We start from the raw sequence: 16,988 nt of genomic DNA, 5'->3' as shown, positions 1-16,988 counted from the left end.
TCCTTAAGAATCACTCAACCCTCTGGCAAGTAGACCTTCTTCCCAGCAGCCTTTGACACCGCATCGTAACTTATCCCTACCTTCGCTGCTTTGAGCGCACCCTTGCCCAAAACCTTCACCTTGCTCGCCGGCGAGGATATCATGCCTAGTTTTGCCATCAGCTCTTTGCTGATATTGGAGACATCAACAATCTTTTTTCCGTCAATCAACTTCTGCACAGCACCAAGATTCACTATCTCGTACTCAACCCGAGACACGGACCTGAACCCCCTTTTGGGAAGACGGGTAAATATGGGCTGTTGCCCCCCTTCGAACCCATTCACAGCACACCCAGACCTAGCTTTCTGGCCTTTGTGCCCCCTGCCAGAGGTTTTACCCTTACCGCATCCCAGGCCCCTACCTAAAACCTTAGGCCCCTTGCGCTTGGGCAAACCGGCAAACAATTCATTTAGTTTCATAGTAAAGACCTGTCACCTATTCTCTATTACCTCACCAACCTTACGGCTCCTCTTGCCCGCAACCTGCTTGGGAGACAGCATATTTTTGAAGGCAGAAAACACTGCGTAAATCACGCTGTGAGGGTTGGAGGATCCGATGATTTTCGCAACAACATCCTGCACACCCAACACCTCAAATACCGCCCTGACAGAGCCACCGGCAATGATCCCGGTACCAACCCTGGCCGACCTGAGAACAACCCTACTTGCGCAGAATTTCGCTTCCACATCGTGATGCAGCGTCCTTGACTCGCGAAGATACACCCTTATCATGCTCTTCTTCGCGGCGTTTACTGCCTTGATTTTGGCTTCAGAAACTTCCGCATGCTTGCCCATGCCGCAGCCCACTCTACCCTTCTCATCACCTACCACAACAAGTACAGAGAAGGAAAACCTCCTACCTCCCTTCACGACCTTGGAAACCCTACGTACAGACACCAACAACTCTGACAGATCATGGGAATCGTGCGCGGTGCGCGGCTTTTTATCAACACTCATCAGAACAACCTAAAACTCAAAACCAAGACTTCTCAACTCATCAGCAAATGCAGCCACCACACCTATGTACCTGCATGAACCGCGATCAAGCACGAACTTGCGGTAGCCGGCATCTAAGCCATCCAGACGACCAGCAAATAATCTTGCAACCACCTTTGCAGCCTCCGAGTTTACCCGCCTTTTGGCCACAGCCAAGACATCGGGCTCAAGGGTAGAGGCAGCAGCCACAGTGGCGCCCTTTTCATCGTCTATAAGCTGGGCGTAAAAGTGCCTGTTAGATTTAAACACGGAAAGCCGCACACTTGACAACGACCTCAGCTTCATCCTTACCCGCCTCTTACGCCTCGTAGCCCTCCTCAAATCACATAACGACATAGCTAGCCCCTACTTCTTCTTACTAACTTCCTTTCGGTACATGTACTCCCCTTTGACGAATATGCCCTTGCCCTTGTAGGGATCATACTGCCTTATCGAGCATATATCAGCTGCCACCATGTGTACCTTGATTTTGTCAGAACCCCTGATTACGAGTTGAGTGGGCTTGGGACACTTGATCTCTATCCCGTCCGGAATCACATACCTCACTCCATGGCTGAATCCAACAAACATTGATAAATACTTGCCGTCACACACAACTCTGTACCCAACACCATTAACTTCAAGCTCCACAGAAAACCCCTTGGATAACCCCTCAATAGCGTTACTGATGTTGCTTCTGTACGAGCCCCACATCACCTTCGCCCTAGGAGAGGATTGGCGCTCATTCACAAGCAGCAGGGTGTTTCCATCAAGCACAGCCCGCACACCATGGCAGAGGGAGAAAGAAGAGGACCTCCCGTCCTTGCCGACTACGGTCACGGCACTACCATCACGCACATCCACCTTCACACCCTCAGGAACATCTATGGGCATCGCCCCAACTCTAGACACAGCACACTCCCCTAAAAAACACCGCACAAAATCTCGCCACCAATGCCGAGCTTACGTGCCCTATAATCCAGCATCACCCCCTGCGACGTTGACACTATGTACACACCCAGGCCGTTGTAAAATTTCGGCAGCCTATCAGCAGAAGAATACACCCTCTTACCTGGACGAGAAACACGTACTATCTTTTTGATAACCGGAGCACAGTTGTAGTACTTGAGGCACACCTTGAAGTATCTTATCCCAGAACTCTTGGATTCCTCAGTAAAGCCTTCTATGTAGCCCTCTGCAAGCAGGATGCTCAATATGGCCTTAACCACCTTGGAATGGGGCACAGACACCACTTTGTTCATACCCGCTTGCCCATTACGCAGGCGGGTTAAAAAATCAGCAATCGGATCGGATAACGACACAGCCAACCTCCCTCTATTTACCAACTCGACTTCGTCAAGCCGGGTATCTGCCCTACCGAACCGAGCTGACGCAGCACTATACGAGACACCATGAACTTCCTGTAGTAACCACGAGGCCTGCCAGTGACCAGGCATCTATTTCTAATCCTAATGTACGAAGAATCTCTCGGCATTTTAGACAGCTTCACCTGAGCGGCAAACCTTTCTGGCATAGGCAAACTCTCATCCTTTATGATACGCACCAGAGCGCGCCTCTTCTCCGACAACCGCGCAGAGACGGCAATACGCTTCAGATTCCTCTGCACAACAGACTTTCTAGACACTACACCCCCAACTAATTCACAAAAGGAAACCCAAGCTCGACAAGCAAAGCCTTGGCATCATCATCATTCTTCGCGGTAGTAACCACACTAATATCAAAGCCGCGTACCTTGTCTATCTTGTCGTAGTCCACCTCAAGGAAAGATATGTGCTCTCTCACCCCGAAGGATATGTTCCCATGCCCATCAAACTGCGACATAGACAACCCCTTGAAATCCCGCTCGCGGGGAAGCGCGATGTTAATGAGCCTATCCAAAAACTCGTACATCTTCCTACCCCTCAGGGTAACCATGCAGCCTATAGGAAAACCCTTACGTATCTTGAAACCAGCAATAGAGCGCCTCGCACGAGTTACCACAGGCTTCTGCGCCGATATCAAGGCCAAATCCCTGCTACACGCATCCATGACTTTGCTGTCCATCGCCCCAATGCCTATACCCATGTTGAGGCAAACCTTCACCACCTTAGGCACCTGCATGACGCTACTGCGGCCTAGCTTGCTCATAAGAGATCGCGCCACAGCTTCCTTACACAAACTTCCTAGCATACAAACCTAATCTAACACTCGGCCAGAGCCCTTAAGATACCGCACCTTCTTTCCATCCACAAACTTGTAGCCCACTTTGGCGCGCACACCGGCCTCACTATCAAACAAAGCAACATTGGAAATGTCTACGAACCTTTCCACACTGAAAATACCACCTTCTCTATCCTTGGTAGGCTTCACACTCTTCCGACAGAGAGCGACCCCGGCAACTTTGGCCAACACACGCCCCCCCTTTCTCAGAACCTTAACAACCTTACCAATCTTACCCTTATCGCCCCCGGCTATGACGATTACATCATCTCCGCTAACAATCCTAGCCATTACAAAACCTCCACAGCCAAGGACATAACCTTGGTAAACTCACCAACAGGCAGCTTCCTAACAGGGCCGAAGACCCTTGTACCCAGGGGGTCACCCTGGTCGTTCACCAGCACAACAGCGTTGCTAGAAAACCTGATAATACTGCCATCCAAGCGACGGATCGGGCCCTTGGTCCTCACAACAACGGCTCTGTAGACCCTACCCTTGCTCACTTTCCCTCTGGGAGCAACCACCCTTGCAGACACAACTACCACATCCCCTACCAAGGCGCGCTTCTTGCCGCCCAGAAACCCTATACACAGCACCTTACGAGCGCCGGAGTTGTCCGCCACATCCAAGATCGCATTTTTTTGTATCATACAGAAACTACCTCAACCATCTACCACAATCCACCTTTTAGTGGCAGACACAGGAATGTGTTCCCTAATCTTGACCACATCACCACGCTTACACCTATTGTGTTCGTCGTGCACAGAGTAGACCCTGCACTTCTTGACGATCTTTCTGTATACCTTATGATGCACCATACGGTAGACCGAGACTTTCACTGTCTTGTCACGCCTGGCATCCGTGACAACACCCACCAGAACCCTCTTAGACATCGCCACCTCTTACCCTTTTCCAACTCAGCGCGGTAAGCACTCTGGCTATCTCCTTCTTAATTGCGCTCCGCTTCATACCACCAGCAGACGAGCCCCCTTTGCCTTCAAACGCCTGAGCGACTAAACTCCTGCGTAGGGACACCAGCTGCTCGCGCAGCTCTTTGGAAGACTTCTCCTCTGCATTCACGGAAGAACCCATACCTACCTCAACCCATCTTCAATATAACTACATCTCATAGGCAGCTTCGCACTCGCCTTCCTCAGGGCCTCCCTAGCCAAAACAGATGAAACCCCGCCTATCTCGAACAGCACTCTACCGGGCTGCACCCTGCACACCCACATATCTATGCTACCCTTACCCTTACCCATACGCACATCAACGGGTTTCTTGCTCACGGGGAGGTGACAGAACACCCTTATCCACACCTTACCCACACGCTTAAGGCTTCTTGATATACTACGCCTGGCCGACTCAATTTGCTTGGAAGTTAGCCTACACGGCTCCAATGCCTTAAGCCCACATGAACCAAAGGCCAGCTCGCTACCGCCCTTGGTGTGCCCTTTTATACGCCCCTTGAAGCTCTTAGAATACTTAGTTTTTTTCGGCACAAACAACATAGCAGTATCTCACTCAACACCAGTCCTAGAATCGCCAACATGCACCCAGACCTTTACGCCAACAATCCCGTATATGGTCTTGGCCTCAGCGCAGCTATAGTCTATATTAGCCCTAAAAGTGTGCAGGGGCACGCTGCCTTCCTTATACCATTCAGTTCTCGCAATCTCCGCTCCACCCAGCCGCCCGGAGCAACTGACCTTAACCCCTCTGGCGCCAAGTTTCAAGCAGTTCTGAACACCCCGCTTCATAGCCCTCCTGAACGATACCCTCTTCTCCAGCTGCTGCGCTATATTCTCGGCTATTAGGGCAGCCTTCAGATCAGGCTTCTTCACCTCCACTATATGGAGTTCGACATCATGATTGACCATCTTGGCGATTCTCTGCTTAACCCTATCTATGTCGGTGCCCTTTTTGCCAATTATGACCCCGGGACGCGCGGAGTGTATATTCACTATCACAGCGTCAACCTTTCTTGCAATCACAACCCTACTGACCGCGGCATGGTGGAAGGTCTTTTTGACAAAACTACGCAGGAGAAGGTCTTCGTGCAGCTTAGACGCATACCCCCCATTAGCATACCAAAGCGAATCCCAAGTCCCAACTATCCTCAACCTTAACCCAATAGGATTAGACTTCTGCCCCATAAGTTACCTTTCCAACAATCTAATGACAATGCTCCCATACCGTTTCCTGACCCTGCACGCCTTGCCCCGCGCTCTGGGTCGAACCCTACGCAAAGTGAAGGATTTACCAACCAAAACCTCCTTCACATACAAACTGTCCAAGTCAACATCGTAGTTAGCTTGGGCGTTGGCCATGGCAGACTTGAGCACCTTTCCAACGAGAAACGCGGCTTTCTTCCTGCAAAACCTCAGGTACATGACCGCCGTAGACACATCCTGACCCCTTATCAAGTCCGCAACCAGATTCAACTTAGACGGCGTGGACCTGAGACCCGACACCCTAGCACTGATAACAGTAGTCATAACTAACCCTTTCTGGACACTTTCTTATCACCCGCATGCCCCAGAAACCGCCTGGTAGGAGAAAACTCCCCAAACTTCCGCCCCACTATGTTGTCAGTAACCTTCACTGGCACATAGGTCTTTCCGTTATGAACCCCAAAGGTCAACCCTATAAACTTATGCAGGATAACCGAGGATCTTGAGTGTATGTTTATTATTACGTTCCTGTTGGATGCAATCGCCCTATTCGCAAGGCGCAGTACATGCGGAGCGCAGAAAGGAGGTTTTTTAACCGACCGAGACATGCAATTACCTCCTCCTGACAGATGAAATCTTTATATACTTATCGCTGTGCTTGCCACGTTTTCGGGTTTTCTTACCCTTGGTCGGCACACCCCACGGGGTAACAGAGTTCCTACCACCAGAGGTCTTACCTTCCCCACCACCGTGCGGGTGGTCTACAGGGTTCATAGCAACACCACGAACAGCAGGCCTAAAACCAAGCCACCTACTCCTACCCGCCTTTCCGAGTTTTATATTCTGATTGTTCAAATTCGAGACAACACCTACGGTGGCCCTACATATGGACAAAACCTTCCTCACCTCTCCGGAACCAAGCCTCAGCAGGACATACGCACCATCTCTACCCATAACCTGGGCGTAGCTACCAGCCGCCCTGGCTATGACGCCACCACTACCCGGCCTAAGCTCTACATTGTGCACAAAAGTTCCAGCCGGTATCGAGTTGAGTTGCAGACAGTTCCCAGGAAGCACATCCGCCCCTGCACCTGAAACAACCATATCATCAACCTTCAATCCGTCGGGAGCCAAGATGTATGACAACTCCCCATCCTCATAGCGGACTAAGGCCAAAAAAGCAGTACGATTCGGATCGTACTCCAACCGCTGCACAACGGCCGGCACTCCATCCTTGCTCCTTTTAAGGTCCACCACCCTGTACAGCCGCTTGTGACCCCCTCCACGATGGCGCACGGTGACCACACCACGCGCGTTCCTGCCTCCACTGGAGACTTTGCCAACAACCAGTGACTTCTCAGGTTTACCCCTCCATAGCGCAAGCCTGCTGACCACAACGGTCCCTCTAAGGGAAGGAGTAATGGGATTCAGAACCTTGAGACTCATTTCGCCCCCACAATCTTGAATTCCTTATCTTTGGGCAGAGAAAAGTAAACCTTCTTCCTATCCTTTCTCCGTCCGGGAACACCCTTACAACGCTTCCTCTTACCCTTGACTCTGAGTGAGCACACATCCACGGGAGCCTCCCCACACAGCAGCTCTATAGCGCGCCTAATCTGAGGCTTAGTAGCACCAACAGCAACGTAGACCGCATATCTATTACACCCCTCACTCAGCGAAACCGACTTCTCCGTAACCACGGGAGAGGAAACTACCGACAAACTATCCATTACACAACCTACTCTCAAGACACTTAACCGCACCAACAGTCAGGATTACGCAATCGTGTCGCAGTATATCTAGGACGTTTATGCCAGCATATTTCAACAGGTCAACATTAGGAAGATTCCTACATGCGCATGCAACTTTGTCCTCGTACCCCTCGGCAACTACCAAATAGGACCCGTATGCACCGAAATTACCGAAAGCCGCGCGCGCATCAGCGGTTTTTTCCAAAACCAAGCCTGAGTCGTCCAACACCACAAGTTTACTATCGGACACTTTCATAGACAGCGCAACCTTCAGCCCCAACCTACGCACCTTTTTGTTCAGAGAGTACGCATGACTCCTGTTCACAGGGCCAAACACCACCGCACCTCCTCGAAATTGCGGGCTACGCAAGCTACCCTGCCTGGCCCTACCGGTATGCTTCTGTCTGTAAGGCTTAGCCGTGGTACCGCGCACATCAGATATACACCTGGTTTTGTGCGTGCCAGCACGTCTCTTGGCAAGCTGCCAATCCACCACATCTCTCAGCACATCACGCCTGGGTTGCACACCAAACACCGAAGCATTGAGCTCCAACTGGCCAACCACTTCATTCTTGATGTTTACCACATTAACTTCCATAAACGCCCCTTACCTCCTTAACCAGCAGCGCCTACAGAAGGCTGAGCAGCTACCACATTGCCACCTCCCGGTACAGGTTTTTTCACAGCATCCCTCACCAACACATATGACCCGCAAGAACCAGGGACGTTGGTGCCTTCAACAACAAGCAACGACCTTTCGGAATCCACTAGAACTACCCTTAGATTCTGCACAACCGACATACTACAACCCATGTGCCCGGCCATCTTCTTACCCTTGAACACTCTACCCGGATCTTGGCACTGCCCAGTAGACCCTTGCGACCTATGAGATATGGAAACACCGTGAGACGCCCGTAACCCCCTAAAGTTATGCCTTTTCATAACGCCAGCAAAACCCCTACCTATGGAGCGTCCGGCAACATCCACAAACTGACCCTGGAAAAAATGATCCACCGAGATCCTACTACCGGGCTCGATGCCATCAACCGCATCCACCCTGGACTCAAACAGGTGGCAATCCACATCTATTCCCTTCTTCCTCAGCGCGCACACCTGCGGCTTATTCAAACGCCCAGGCCGACGCACACCAAGCACAACCGCGTCATACCCATGCACATCACGCCTTTTCACCTCTACGACAAGAGTATCCTCCAACAGCAACAAGGTCACCGGGACCCTAGCGCCTGAATCCCCGAATACCGCAGTATTACCAATTTTCTTCATCAACAGACCAACTCTGCTTCCAGTCGCCACGTTACCCTCCTACGACCTTGACCTTAACATCAACACCAGCTGGCAGCTGAAGGCTCATGAGGGCCTGGAGTATGGCAGAATTGGCTTTGGGAAGACTAATCAACCTCTTATGCGTTCTGATCTCAAACTGCTCCCTAGACTTCTTGTCGACATGAGTCGATCGATTAACAATGAACCTCGCAATCCTGCGGGGGAAAAACACGGGACCATTGACCTTGGCACCGCTCCTCCTCGCAATCAGAATAATACTGCGAGCAGACCTATCGAGCAAGCAATGGTCGAACGCTTTAAGCTCAATGTATATCTTCTGTGTTACCATGAGCCACTACTCCAAAATCTCAGTTATGATACCGGAGCCGACGGTTCTTCCACCTTCCCGAACTGCAAACCTCAGCCCCTTATCAAGAGCAACAGGTTTGTCCAGAGTGACCTCGATGCTGAGATTATCACCAGGCATTACCATCTCAACCCCACTGGGTAACTTTATGCTTCCAGTAACGTCGGTAGTACGTACGTAAAACTGAGGCTGGTAGTTCGAGAAGAATGGAGTGTGCCTCCCCCCTTCCTCCTTCTTCAGAACGTATACCTCCGCTTTGAATGCTTTGTATGAGCACATCTGACCAGGTGCACTCAATACCTGACCCCGCTCCACATCTTCCTTCTTGATGCCCCTTAGCAGTATGCCAGCGTTGTCCCCAGCTTCACCAGTCTCTAAGGCCTTATGGAACATCTCAACCCCAGTGCACACCGTGCTCTGCAGATCCCTCAGACCCACAATGTCCACTTTGTCTCCTACCTTTATTACTCCTCTCTCAATCCTACCCGTAACTACTGTGCCACGACCGGGAATTGAGAATACGTCTTCAACAGACATCAAAAATGGCTTGTCCTTCTCTCTAACCGGGAGCTCTATCTTCTCCAGTGCCCCAACTAGCTCCATGATCTTCTCACTCCACGGACCATCAGAACCTTCCTCCAATGCCTTGACCGCAGACCCCCTAACTACGTCAACACTGTCACCGTCATACCCATAGTTGCTCAGAAGCTCCCTGACCTCCATCTCAACTATCGACAGCATTTCTTCATCTTCAACCACGTCACACTTGTTTATCCATGTGACTATGTCCTTCACACCCACCTGCTTGGCTAGTAGTATGTGCTCACGAGTCTGTGGCATCGCTCCATCAGTCGCAGAAACTACCAGTATCGCCACGTCCATCTGCGCAGCACCAGTTATCATGTTCTTTATGTAGTCCGCATGACCAGGACAGTCTACATGCGCATAGTGCCTGCTCTCCGTCTCGTACTCTACATGCGCTGTGGAAATGGTAATGCCACGAGCTCTCTCCTCAGGTGCCTTGTCTATCTCGTCGTACTTCACTACCTTGTTCGCCCCACTGAGCCTTCTTGTCAATACCGCAGTAAGCGCAGCCGTTAACGTGGTCTTCCCGTGGTCAACATGCCCTATCGTACCTACGTTTATGTGCGGCTTTCTCCCTTCTGTCATAAAATTACCCCAAAACAAAACAACACATCACAGCGACAAGATACCTTTCAAAGAGCGGGTAATGGGAATCGAACCCACGCGGGCAGCTTGGAAGGCTGCTACTCTACCACTGAGTTATACCCGCAACAGCCGTGGAGGAGGTAGGATTTGAACCTACGTACACATAAGTGGGCAGATTTACAGTCTGCTGCCTTTGACCACTCGGCCACCCCTCCCCTGAGACTCAGCCAAAAAAGCGACGCCCCTGTAATAGCACATAATTCACAAAAGCAATACAAAAAAACCAACTGCGATTCTAGAGTTGATTCAGAGAAATTAAACCCTACAATACGTCAATGCATACGTTAGCAAAATTTTTAGGCTTTACAACAACAAAGTTATGGGTCGCACCAGAAACCACGAGGAATGCATGTGGATATGCGGTAGGCATGTGTGCATTTCTGCCCTCCAGAACCCGAACAGGGTGTGCAGAGAACTGCTTGTTACTGGAGAGTTCTTGAAGAAGCATCCAGAAGTTGCGCGTATGGCGCAGAACAAGGGCATACGTCCAAGGAGGGTTGCGGCAGAGGAGATCGGCAAGATTTGGGGTCACGGCAGGACGGTGCATCAAGGAATCGCGCTCAGGGTTGGCAAGCTTTTCGGGCGTGACGGTGACAAACTAAGAGTGGAGGATATAGTGTCGGGCTCCGCTTTTACGGCTTCCACCGTGGTTCTTCTGGACCAAGTTACGGACATCAACAACGTGGGTGCGATAGTCAGGTCAGCTGCTTGTTTTGACGTGGATGCGGTCATCTTACCGGAGCATCATTCCCCTTCTGAAAACTGCATCATTACGAGGGTGTCCAGTGGAGCCGCAGATCTTGTTCCGGTAGTGCGAGTGGGCAATCTGGTCAAGACGATGGAGTACTTGAAGCAAAATGGATACTGGTGCTACGGTATGGATGTAGACGGGGACAAAGCTTTGCATGAAATTAGTTTTTGCGAACGTAGAGCTATAATACTGGGATCGGAGGGAAAGGGTATAAGGAGACTGACGCGAGAGCACTGTGACCATCTGGTCAAAATTCCGATGTCAGCACGAATAAATAGTCTGAACGTGTCCAATGCGGCCGCGATAGTGCTATATTCGAGTTACTTGCAGCTGCACAGGAGTGTTCATGACCAATAGCTTGAACAATCGGCGCGGTAGGCGCTTAGTTATAGCCATCGATGGGCCGTCTTGTTCCGGAAAGGGAACGCTCGCCAAGGGGATAGCCAGCGCTTTTCGTATGCAACACCTAAACACCGGAAAGTTGTACAGGGTTTTTGCGGTCAGGTTTTTGCATAAATACTTGCAAGCCCAGAGCAGCAACGCAGAAATTCGGCTCAGCACAGAGGAAAAGGAAGAAATCCTGGCAGCGCTGAACCATGATAGCCCGGAGTACCATGGCGAGCGCGTTGGAAGGATGGCATCAATACTTGCCAGAGATGGCAAGGTCAGATCCGCATTGCTGCCGATACAGCAACAGTTTGTGCTCAATGCTTCGCGGGGTGTTGTTGTAGATGGAAGGGATATCGCTTCCGTCGTATGTCCCAATGCCGATGTGAAGATCTTTGTCAGCGCGTATGTGTCGGTCAGGGCGCGAAGGCGTTTCAAACAGTTGCGCAACTCTACCCGCAGGGTAATGTACAAGAGTGTGCTATTCCACCTGCTGCGCAGAGACATTAGGGATACTCACAGGGGTGTCGCCCCCTTGGTACGCACTGGGGATGCTATTTACCTCAACAACTCACACATGAAGAGGGCGGCTACTCTGCGGGAGTTGGTGGAAAAAATAAAAACGTTCTTGTAAAACTGCGCGAACGGTATATTATTGCCACTCGTTGTTTTCTTTCGTTGTTTGCGGGCTTAGTGTATGTCGTCAGGTGGGGGTTTGCAGGGCGGTGCCTTGGGTAGTATAAACAGGATGTATTCCAACAGGTTTGTAAGCCACGGTTTTGACGAGATAGAGTCTGGTGACGCCGATCTTTCTGATGCCTTGTCTGAGCTGCTCGATAGGGGGCCAAAGGAAGGGGAAATAATAGAGGGCACTGTGATCTGTATGGACGGAGGATACATAACTGTCGATGCAGGGTTGAAGTCCGAAGGCGTGGTATCCCTCAGGGAGTTTGAGCTTGGTGGCGATGGCGGGCAAGATGTTGCAGTCGGCTCCAAGGTGAAGCTCTGTCTAGAAAAAATTGAGGGCAAGAGCGGCAGTGTGGTCCTCAGCCGCGAGAAGGCGATAAGAGATGAGTTGTGGCAAAGGCTCGAAAAGGCTGCAGAGGAGAAGACTGACGTGGAGGGGGTTATCTTCGGTTCCATTAGGTGCGGATACACCGTGGACGTCGGGGGAGTTGTGGCCTTTTTGCCCGCGAGCCATGTGGGGCTGCGTCAGGTCAAAGATATCACTCCCTTACTGGGCAAGAAGCAGAAGTTCCGCATTCTCAAGATGGACAAGAAGCAGGGGAACATCGTTGTTTCGCGGAAAGCAGTGCTGGAGGAGTCACTAGCGGACGCAAAGGATTCTTTCTTAAGTCAGCTGGAGGAGGGCAGCATCATCGAGGGCAAAGTTAAGAGCATCACTAAGTATGGCGTGTTCATAGGTATACACGAGTCCCCATCGGTTGGGGTTGTAGACGGGTTATTGCACATAACGGATATCTCCTGGAGTCGCGTTAGTCACCCCTCCGCTGTGTTTTCTTGCGGGCAGACGGTGCGCGCGAAGATAATCAGGATTGACAGAGAGAACCGTAAGATCTCCTTGGGGGTCAAACAACTGGAGGAGAGCCCTTGGGCGAACGTGGAGGAGAGATATCCAGTGGACAGCATACACAAGGGAATAGTCACAAGTATCGAAGACTACGGAATTTTTGTGGAGTTGGAAACCGGCGTGGAGGGATTGATACACGTGTCTGAGGTAAGTTGGGTGAGGAGTCATCTCCCCGTAAATCAAACCTTTATGCGTGGTGAGGAGGTTGAAGCAAAGGTCCTAAGCCTGGATGCGGCCAAGAACCGTATGAGCTTGAGCATAAAAAGATGCAAGGAAAACCCGTGGGAGGCGTTTATCGACAGGCACCCCGTTGGGTCTGTGGTTGAGACCAGAGTGAAGAGCATCAGCGGTTTGGGTATGTTTGTCTCATTCGAGGATGACAGCTCTGGATCGGGGATCGAGGGGCTTATTCGCTCCACGGAGCTGAGTTGGAGCAGCTCCCCAGAGGCGGCGCTGAAGCAGTACAGTGTTGGAGACCTTGTGCAGGCTAAGATATTGATGGTCACCACGAATAAGAACAAGATCGACTTGGGAGTTAAGCAGATCGAGCGGGATCCGTTTCTTGATTTGCTGAAGAGGGTCGGGATTGGCGACCAGATCGTTGTCACAGTTTCGAAGGTCCTCGAAGATATGGGCGTGCTGGTTGACGTGTTTGAGGGGTCGGAGAGCTTCAACGTACTGGTGAAGCAAGAATACCTGCCCGAAAATAAGAAGTTCTTCCCTGGTGATAGGGTGGAAGCTGAAGTTTTGACGGTTGGGTCTTACAGTCTTGTCTTATCGCTGAAGTAGGAGTTTGTGCGTGCTTGATCACTTGCTAAAGATGGAGGCGTTGCATTCCAGGGTTGTGTGGTGGCGGGCTTCCTTCTTTTTTGTCGTGTGCTTGTTGCTGTTGATTGTGGGGCAGGTGGATTACTCGAGGCTTGTAGGGACCTTGAGGAGGAATCACGACTATGTTGCAAGGGTAAGAATTAGCGGTGAGATTAGCCGTAGCAGGGCTAGGGAGGCCATGATGGCCCGGCTCGCGGAGAGTGACTCTGTGAAGGCGTTGGTCCTCAGGATAGACAGCCCTGGCGGCACTGTTGGTGACAGCGAGGCCCTGTACCAACAGATAAGGGAGATAGCTCTGAAAAAGCCTGTGGTCGCGGTACTTGGGAATATAGCTGCTTCAGGTGGGTATATGGCCGCCATAGCAGCAGACCACGTGGTTGCGCGCCATGGGACAATAACTGGGTCTATAGGCGTGATTTCGCAGTACATTGGTGTAGCGGAGGTGGCGGGGAAGTTGGGCATCACGCTGAAATCTATTAAAACTGCTCCGTTGAAGTCCAATATGTCTCCTCTGGAGGAGCTGTCACCCGAGGGTGAGAGCATAATACAAGGAGTGGTGGATGATTTCCACGTCTTTTTCACAGACTTAGTGGCCGAGAGACGTGGGCTTGCTCCCGATAAGGTCTCTGTGGTCTCTGATGGCAGGATATACACCGGAGCTCAAGCGCTGCAAGTTGGGCTGGTAGACGCCATAGGAGGGGAAAAGGAGGCTTTGGAGTGGTTAAAAACACAGAGGGACGTGGATGTGCGCGTCGTCAAGGACGTGGACTACCAACGGATTGATTCTAGTTTGCCTGCGTTGTTTTCCTCTGCTATACAACACTTGTACGTACTGCTTTTTGGATGAACATTGTATGTCCCTTAAATCTGACCTAATTCAGCGCGTTTCAAGAAGAAATCCCTCGCTGGGTGAGGCCGTGGTTTCGCAGATTGTGGGTATATTTTTTTCCTCTATAGTCAGCTGCATAAGTAGTGGACACAGGGTTGAGCTTCGAGGGTTTGGCGCGTTTTCTACCCGACACTACGTGCTGAAGGACCATGGTTTGAACTCCAGGCTCCCGAAAGCAACCTATAAAAGGGTGTATTTCCGTCCTAGTGAGAAGCTCGTTAAGGCCGTCGACGGCCGTTAGCAGCACCAGTAGAATGGGCTTATGGTGTTGTGGCTGCAGGGTTTTACTTGTTGAAGTTCCCCAAACTCGTTTTGCAGTTTTGGGTTGACAGCAATAAAAAGTTTGCATGTTTTGGTTATCTGTAATAGTTTGCGTCTTTGGGTCTTTGTTCGTCGTCCTATGGTTGTTAAGTCGGGGGATGCGGATTACGCAGGGGACCTGCGTAGGGCGTTTGATGAATTGGAGGATTCTCTAGCACGCAGGCTGGGTACCGGCAGTGGTGCGGATGCTGACGAGTTTGGTAGGAGAGTTAGCGAACTCACTGCCGAAAAGCAGCTGCTCGAGGAGGCGTTACTACAACGGGAGGCAGAGTGTGCGTACTGGAAAGCGACGTGTAGTGAGATTGTTGACGGTCTGAACTCGTCCATAGAGGCGGTAAAATCCATTTTGAACCGGAGAGAGGAATAGGTGACTGAAGAGATGTCTGATGGAGCGCGCGTCGTTGACGTTACGATTCGCGGCAGCACCTACAGGGTTGCGTGTGGAGCAAGCGAAGAGCAGCGTCTGGGTGAGCTTGCGAGCAGGTTGAGCAGGCTGGTGGAGGCAATATCCGGCGGTGGCAGAAGCAGAACCTCTGACACCTTGCTTTTGCTTTTGGCTGGTTTGAAGCTTGAGGATAAGGTCGAAGAACTGACCCAGCAGCTTAGTAAGGCCACCGAGGAGTTGTCGGAGTATAAAGCGATGCACAGCAGGGAAGTTCGCCTTAGAGGCTCTCTTGAAGGGTTACTGCGCTACAGCCTATCAAGGACAAGGGAGTTGTTAACATACGTCAATGGCACACACGTGGAAGAAGAAGCGCATGACACAGAAAGTGCAGCAGTCGAGGGAACCGCTGGAACCTGCTAGAGATGGCACGGCCAACGCACATGTTTGAGAGAGGGGCACGGCATGTGGGTGTATGGCGCCCCTATGTTGTTGTCTGTGCATTCGGAGTGTTGCGTTCGTGAACAAGGGTGCGGACAATCTGTCCACTTGTTGACTGCACCGGGTATTTGATCTAGACTGGGCTTGATTTTTGCGGGCGGAGGGCACATGCCGGGGTGTTGTAATAATTCCGGACGGAATAACGACAGTACAGAAGAAGGTGGTGGCGGGTCGTATAGTCGCCTTAGGGCGTTGCCCGGACAGATGCGCGATTCTTTGCTGTGCGGCTTTTCTGGCGCATCATCGTTCCTCATAGCCTCAGCCTCTGCTATTCAGTCGCAAATCTTCCTCAGCACCTGCCGCAGTTCTATGGAACCTGGAGCGCGCAGGATGCACGAGCGCAATATGCGTGACGCGCTCGCATCTATGAAAGCAAGTGCCCTGCCAGCAGCTGAGATGTTTATTCTGGTACCATTGCTGTGTGCGCTGCTGCACTTGTTCGGGAATTTTAGTGTTGCACTCTGCCTGCTTATATGCTGGGGTGCGATGTTTGCCGTGTGCCTTTTTGTTAGAGTTACCGAAATCATAAAGGGGTGCCCCAGGGTAGAGTCTCCTATGTATGGGCATGGAAACCCATTTCCAAGAGTGATTCCCCCACAGGGTAGCGCCATCGCCATGCATGAGAGCGAAGCTTCGATAAGTAGCACGCTGGACGACGCACCTGCGGGTGCTGCTAATATGTCACTCCCCAAGACCTATGCGCTGTCCGTCTTGTTCGTACCTTTCCGAGCTGTGACGTTAGTCTCCACGCTTGTGCTAATGGCAATAGCGCTGGTATGTTTGGTTCCCCGCTTTTTTCATGACGTGTATGATGTTGTGAAAGGGTGCGTTGGGCACGGCAGTTCGGGGCATCCCCGCTATACCTCACAATCCGCAGTCACGTTCCCAAGGGTGGCGGATACTGCGCGTGAATTTTACTCCCTGACAAAATCGGCTTTGTTTGACTTGGCATGGGTTGCAACCCTAGGCATTACCGGGGTGCCATCCCTCATGCACGGAGTGACTGTAGAGGGGATGACGTCCCCCCCTCATGTTGATATCAGCGCTGCAGGGGTTAGTTAGTGTCAACACGAGCAGTACCATCCGGAGGAGCGATGGGTTACTTGGCACCGTGTTGCGGTGACCTCGCCGAAGTGGAGAGATCAGCCGTTGCCGCAACAGCTTGTGAATTGCCCCCAACGGTGCTATTGGTCATGTTTGGTGCCACCTCTTGCTGCCGGCAGGCCCCCCGTTGGTCGGCCAGTGGCGGCGAGACTGTTTTTAGGCATGCTGTTATGTGTTGGTATAACCATAGGTGTT

Annotated in this window: 29 protein-coding genes and 2 tRNA genes; 8 read left to right on the top strand and 23 right to left on the bottom strand. The window is 51.4% G+C overall.

What is annotated here, in order from left to right; genetic code table 11:
• Window positions 1-14: 14 nt before the first annotated feature.
• From rplO to ACIS_RS01795, 23 genes are all read right to left on the bottom strand, one after another.
• Window positions 15-458: a 50S ribosomal protein L15 gene (gene rplO, locus ACIS_RS01905; RefSeq protein ID WP_012880548.1), complete on the bottom strand. Its 444-nt coding sequence runs from the start codon at window positions 456-458 to the stop codon at window positions 15-17.
• A 12-nt stretch (window positions 459-470) separates the two neighbouring features.
• Window positions 471-995 (bottom strand): 30S ribosomal protein S5, encoded by a 525-nt coding sequence (gene rpsE / locus ACIS_RS01900; RefSeq protein WP_012880547.1) that lies wholly within the window; start codon window positions 993-995, stop codon window positions 471-473.
• Window positions 996-1,004: 9 nt separating this feature from the next.
• Window positions 1,005-1,370, bottom strand: coding sequence for a 50S ribosomal protein L18 (rplR, locus tag ACIS_RS01895; protein ID WP_012880546.1), 366 nt, complete (start codon window positions 1,368-1,370; stop codon window positions 1,005-1,007).
• Window positions 1,371-1,379: 9 nt separating this feature from the next.
• A complete protein-coding gene (gene rplF, locus ACIS_RS01890; RefSeq protein ID WP_012880545.1) occupies window positions 1,380-1,925 on the bottom strand; it encodes a 50S ribosomal protein L6 in 546 nt (181 codons plus the stop codon).
• A gap of 11 nt (window positions 1,926-1,936) precedes the next feature.
• Entirely contained in the window at window positions 1,937-2,335 is a 399-nt protein-coding gene (rpsH, locus tag ACIS_RS01885; protein WP_012880544.1) for a 30S ribosomal protein S8, read from the bottom strand.
• A gap of 17 nt (window positions 2,336-2,352) precedes the next feature.
• On the bottom strand, window positions 2,353-2,658 hold the full coding sequence (gene rpsN, locus ACIS_RS01880) for a 30S ribosomal protein S14 (RefSeq protein WP_012880543.1): 306 nt from the start codon (window positions 2,656-2,658) through the stop codon (window positions 2,353-2,355).
• Window positions 2,659-2,669: 11 nt separating this feature from the next.
• Window positions 2,670-3,203, bottom strand: a complete 534-nt coding sequence (gene rplE, locus ACIS_RS01875) for a 50S ribosomal protein L5 (RefSeq protein ID WP_012880542.1) — start codon at window positions 3,201-3,203, stop codon at window positions 2,670-2,672.
• 6 nt (window positions 3,204-3,209) lie between these two features.
• The gene (rplX, locus tag ACIS_RS01870; protein ID WP_012880541.1) at window positions 3,210-3,524 is read right to left on the bottom strand and encodes a 50S ribosomal protein L24; all 315 of its coding nucleotides are present in this window, start codon (window positions 3,522-3,524) and stop codon (window positions 3,210-3,212) included.
• Window positions 3,524-3,883: a 50S ribosomal protein L14 gene (gene rplN, locus ACIS_RS01865; RefSeq protein ID WP_012880540.1), complete on the bottom strand. Its 360-nt coding sequence runs from the start codon at window positions 3,881-3,883 to the stop codon at window positions 3,524-3,526. The genes rplX and rplN overlap by 1 nt, the downstream gene beginning before the upstream one ends.
• 12 nt (window positions 3,884-3,895) lie before the next feature.
• Window positions 3,896-4,126 carry a 30S ribosomal protein S17 gene (gene rpsQ, locus ACIS_RS01860; RefSeq protein ID WP_012880539.1) on the bottom strand — a complete coding sequence of 77 codons (231 nt, stop codon included), beginning with the start codon at window positions 4,124-4,126 and terminating at the stop codon, window positions 3,896-3,898.
• Complete coding sequence (rpmC, locus tag ACIS_RS01855; protein WP_012880538.1) at window positions 4,119-4,325, bottom strand: 50S ribosomal protein L29; 207 nt, start codon at window positions 4,323-4,325, stop codon at window positions 4,119-4,121. Before rpmC ends, rpsQ begins: the two co-directional genes overlap by 8 nt.
• Window positions 4,326-4,327: 2 nt before the next feature.
• A complete protein-coding gene (gene rplP, locus ACIS_RS01850; protein WP_041651422.1) occupies window positions 4,328-4,741 on the bottom strand; it encodes a 50S ribosomal protein L16 in 414 nt (137 codons plus the stop codon).
• Between the two features lie 12 nt (window positions 4,742-4,753).
• The gene (gene rpsC / locus ACIS_RS01845) at window positions 4,754-5,389 is read right to left on the bottom strand and encodes a 30S ribosomal protein S3 (protein WP_012880536.1); all 636 of its coding nucleotides are present in this window, start codon (window positions 5,387-5,389) and stop codon (window positions 4,754-4,756) included.
• A 3-nt stretch (window positions 5,390-5,392) separates the two neighbouring features.
• On the bottom strand, window positions 5,393-5,731 hold the full coding sequence (gene rplV, locus ACIS_RS01840) for a 50S ribosomal protein L22 (RefSeq protein WP_012880535.1): 339 nt from the start codon (window positions 5,729-5,731) through the stop codon (window positions 5,393-5,395).
• A gap of 2 nt (window positions 5,732-5,733) precedes the next feature.
• Complete coding sequence (rpsS, locus tag ACIS_RS01835) at window positions 5,734-6,015, bottom strand: 30S ribosomal protein S19 (RefSeq protein WP_012880534.1); 282 nt, start codon at window positions 6,013-6,015, stop codon at window positions 5,734-5,736.
• A 4-nt stretch (window positions 6,016-6,019) separates the two neighbouring features.
• On the bottom strand, window positions 6,020-6,853 hold the full coding sequence (gene rplB / locus ACIS_RS01830; protein WP_012880533.1) for a 50S ribosomal protein L2: 834 nt from the start codon (window positions 6,851-6,853) through the stop codon (window positions 6,020-6,022).
• A complete protein-coding gene (locus ACIS_RS01825) occupies window positions 6,850-7,137 on the bottom strand; it encodes a 50S ribosomal protein L23 (protein ID WP_012880532.1) in 288 nt (95 codons plus the stop codon). The genes rplB and ACIS_RS01825 overlap by 4 nt, the downstream gene beginning before the upstream one ends.
• A complete protein-coding gene (gene rplD, locus ACIS_RS01820) occupies window positions 7,130-7,756 on the bottom strand; it encodes a 50S ribosomal protein L4 (RefSeq protein WP_012880531.1) in 627 nt (208 codons plus the stop codon). The genes ACIS_RS01825 and rplD overlap by 8 nt, the downstream gene beginning before the upstream one ends.
• Window positions 7,757-7,773: 17 nt before the next feature.
• A complete protein-coding gene (gene rplC / locus ACIS_RS01815) occupies window positions 7,774-8,472 on the bottom strand; it encodes a 50S ribosomal protein L3 (RefSeq protein ID WP_012880530.1) in 699 nt (232 codons plus the stop codon).
• 1 nt (window position 8,473) lies between these two features.
• The gene (gene rpsJ / locus ACIS_RS01810) at window positions 8,474-8,791 is read right to left on the bottom strand and encodes a 30S ribosomal protein S10 (RefSeq protein ID WP_012880529.1); all 318 of its coding nucleotides are present in this window, start codon (window positions 8,789-8,791) and stop codon (window positions 8,474-8,476) included.
• 6 nt (window positions 8,792-8,797) lie between these two features.
• Entirely contained in the window at window positions 8,798-9,979 is a 1,182-nt protein-coding gene (gene tuf, locus ACIS_RS01805) for an elongation factor Tu (protein ID WP_012880528.1), read from the bottom strand.
• Window positions 9,980-10,032: 53 nt separating this feature from the next.
• Window positions 10,033-10,103 (bottom strand) — tRNA-Gly (locus ACIS_RS01800).
• Between the two features lie 8 nt (window positions 10,104-10,111).
• Window positions 10,112-10,194 (bottom strand) — tRNA-Tyr (locus ACIS_RS01795).
• Between the two features lie 164 nt (window positions 10,195-10,358).
• Between ACIS_RS01795 and rlmB the strand changes: the two genes are divergently transcribed.
• From rlmB to ACIS_RS01755, 8 genes are all read left to right on the top strand, one after another.
• Window positions 10,359-11,147: a 23S rRNA (guanosine(2251)-2'-O)-methyltransferase RlmB gene (rlmB, locus tag ACIS_RS01790; RefSeq protein WP_012880527.1), complete on the top strand. Its 789-nt coding sequence runs from the start codon at window positions 10,359-10,361 to the stop codon at window positions 11,145-11,147.
• Complete coding sequence (gene cmk / locus ACIS_RS01785; protein WP_012880526.1) at window positions 11,137-11,811, top strand: (d)CMP kinase; 675 nt, start codon at window positions 11,137-11,139, stop codon at window positions 11,809-11,811. Before rlmB ends, cmk begins: the two co-directional genes overlap by 11 nt.
• Before the next feature lie 63 nt (window positions 11,812-11,874).
• The gene (locus ACIS_RS01780; RefSeq protein ID WP_012880525.1) at window positions 11,875-13,557 is read left to right on the top strand and encodes a 30S ribosomal protein S1; all 1,683 of its coding nucleotides are present in this window, start codon (window positions 11,875-11,877) and stop codon (window positions 13,555-13,557) included.
• Between the two features lie 10 nt (window positions 13,558-13,567).
• Window positions 13,568-14,443, top strand: a complete 876-nt coding sequence (gene sppA / locus ACIS_RS01775; RefSeq protein WP_041651140.1) for a signal peptide peptidase SppA — start codon at window positions 13,568-13,570, stop codon at window positions 14,441-14,443.
• Between the two features lie 7 nt (window positions 14,444-14,450).
• Window positions 14,451-14,726: an HU family DNA-binding protein gene (locus ACIS_RS01770; protein WP_012880523.1), complete on the top strand. Its 276-nt coding sequence runs from the start codon at window positions 14,451-14,453 to the stop codon at window positions 14,724-14,726.
• Between the two features lie 159 nt (window positions 14,727-14,885).
• Window positions 14,886-15,173 carry a DUF4164 domain-containing protein gene (locus ACIS_RS01765; RefSeq protein ID WP_012880522.1) on the top strand — a complete coding sequence of 96 codons (288 nt, stop codon included), beginning with the start codon at window positions 14,886-14,888 and terminating at the stop codon, window positions 15,171-15,173.
• On the top strand, window positions 15,174-15,611 hold the full coding sequence (gene zapA / locus ACIS_RS01760; RefSeq protein WP_012880521.1) for a cell division protein ZapA: 438 nt from the start codon (window positions 15,174-15,176) through the stop codon (window positions 15,609-15,611).
• Window positions 15,612-15,797: 186 nt separating this feature from the next.
• Entirely contained in the window at window positions 15,798-16,751 is a 954-nt protein-coding gene (locus tag ACIS_RS01755; RefSeq protein WP_041651138.1) for a hypothetical protein, read from the top strand.
• Window positions 16,752-16,988 lie beyond the last annotated feature (237 nt).

The sequence above is a fragment of the Anaplasma centrale str. Israel genome, from assembly GCF_000024505.1.
GTDB lineage: Bacteria > Pseudomonadota > Alphaproteobacteria > Rickettsiales > Anaplasmataceae > Anaplasma > Anaplasma centrale.
The sequence above is the reverse complement of the archived record's forward strand: the minus strand, read 5'-3'. Positions and strand labels throughout refer to the sequence as shown.

Coding starts and splice junctions, on each gene's coding strand:
- rplB (WP_012880533.1), bottom strand. CDS start 6,853: ATGAGTCTCAAGGTTCTGAATCCCATTACTCCTTCCCTTAGAGGGACC.
- rpsS (WP_012880534.1), bottom strand. CDS start 6,015: ATGTCTCGGTCGGTTAAAAAACCTCCTTTCTGCGCTCCGCATGTACTG.
- rplX (WP_012880541.1), bottom strand. CDS start 3,524: ATGGCTAGGATTGTTAGCGGAGATGATGTAATCGTCATAGCCGGGGGC.
- rpsE (WP_012880547.1), bottom strand. CDS start 995: ATGAGTGTTGATAAAAAGCCGCGCACCGCGCACGATTCCCATGATCTG.
- rpsJ (WP_012880529.1), bottom strand. CDS start 8,791: ATGGTAACACAGAAGATATACATTGAGCTTAAAGCGTTCGACCATTGC.
- rlmB (WP_012880527.1), top strand. CDS start 10,359: ATGGGTCGCACCAGAAACCACGAGGAATGCATGTGGATATGCGGTAGG.
- tuf (WP_012880528.1), bottom strand. CDS start 9,979: ATGACAGAAGGGAGAAAGCCGCACATAAACGTAGGTACGATAGGGCAT.
- rplD (WP_012880531.1), bottom strand. CDS start 7,756: ATGGAAGTTAATGTGGTAAACATCAAGAATGAAGTGGTTGGCCAGTTG.
- rplR (WP_012880546.1), bottom strand. CDS start 1,370: ATGTCGTTATGTGATTTGAGGAGGGCTACGAGGCGTAAGAGGCGGGTA.
- rplV (WP_012880535.1), bottom strand. CDS start 5,731: ATGACTACTGTTATCAGTGCTAGGGTGTCGGGTCTCAGGTCCACGCCG.
- rpsC (WP_012880536.1), bottom strand. CDS start 5,389: ATGGGGCAGAAGTCTAATCCTATTGGGTTAAGGTTGAGGATAGTTGGG.
- rplN (WP_012880540.1), bottom strand. CDS start 3,883: ATGATACAAAAAAATGCGATCTTGGATGTGGCGGACAACTCCGGCGCT.
- ACIS_RS01765 (WP_012880522.1), top strand. CDS start 14,886: ATGGTTGTTAAGTCGGGGGATGCGGATTACGCAGGGGACCTGCGTAGG.
- rpmC (WP_012880538.1), bottom strand. CDS start 4,325: ATGGGTTCTTCCGTGAATGCAGAGGAGAAGTCTTCCAAAGAGCTGCGC.
- cmk (WP_012880526.1), top strand. CDS start 11,137: ATGACCAATAGCTTGAACAATCGGCGCGGTAGGCGCTTAGTTATAGCC.
- ACIS_RS01770 (WP_012880523.1), top strand. CDS start 14,451: ATGTCCCTTAAATCTGACCTAATTCAGCGCGTTTCAAGAAGAAATCCC.
- rplE (WP_012880542.1), bottom strand. CDS start 3,203: ATGCTAGGAAGTTTGTGTAAGGAAGCTGTGGCGCGATCTCTTATGAGC.
- rpsQ (WP_012880539.1), bottom strand. CDS start 4,126: ATGTCTAAGAGGGTTCTGGTGGGTGTTGTCACGGATGCCAGGCGTGAC.
- rplO (WP_012880548.1), bottom strand. CDS start 458: ATGAAACTAAATGAATTGTTTGCCGGTTTGCCCAAGCGCAAGGGGCCT.
- ACIS_RS01825 (WP_012880532.1), bottom strand. CDS start 7,137: ATGGATAGTTTGTCGGTAGTTTCCTCTCCCGTGGTTACGGAGAAGTCG.
- ACIS_RS01780 (WP_012880525.1), top strand. CDS start 11,875: ATGTCGTCAGGTGGGGGTTTGCAGGGCGGTGCCTTGGGTAGTATAAAC.
- ACIS_RS01755 (WP_041651138.1), top strand. CDS start 15,798: ATGCCGGGGTGTTGTAATAATTCCGGACGGAATAACGACAGTACAGAA.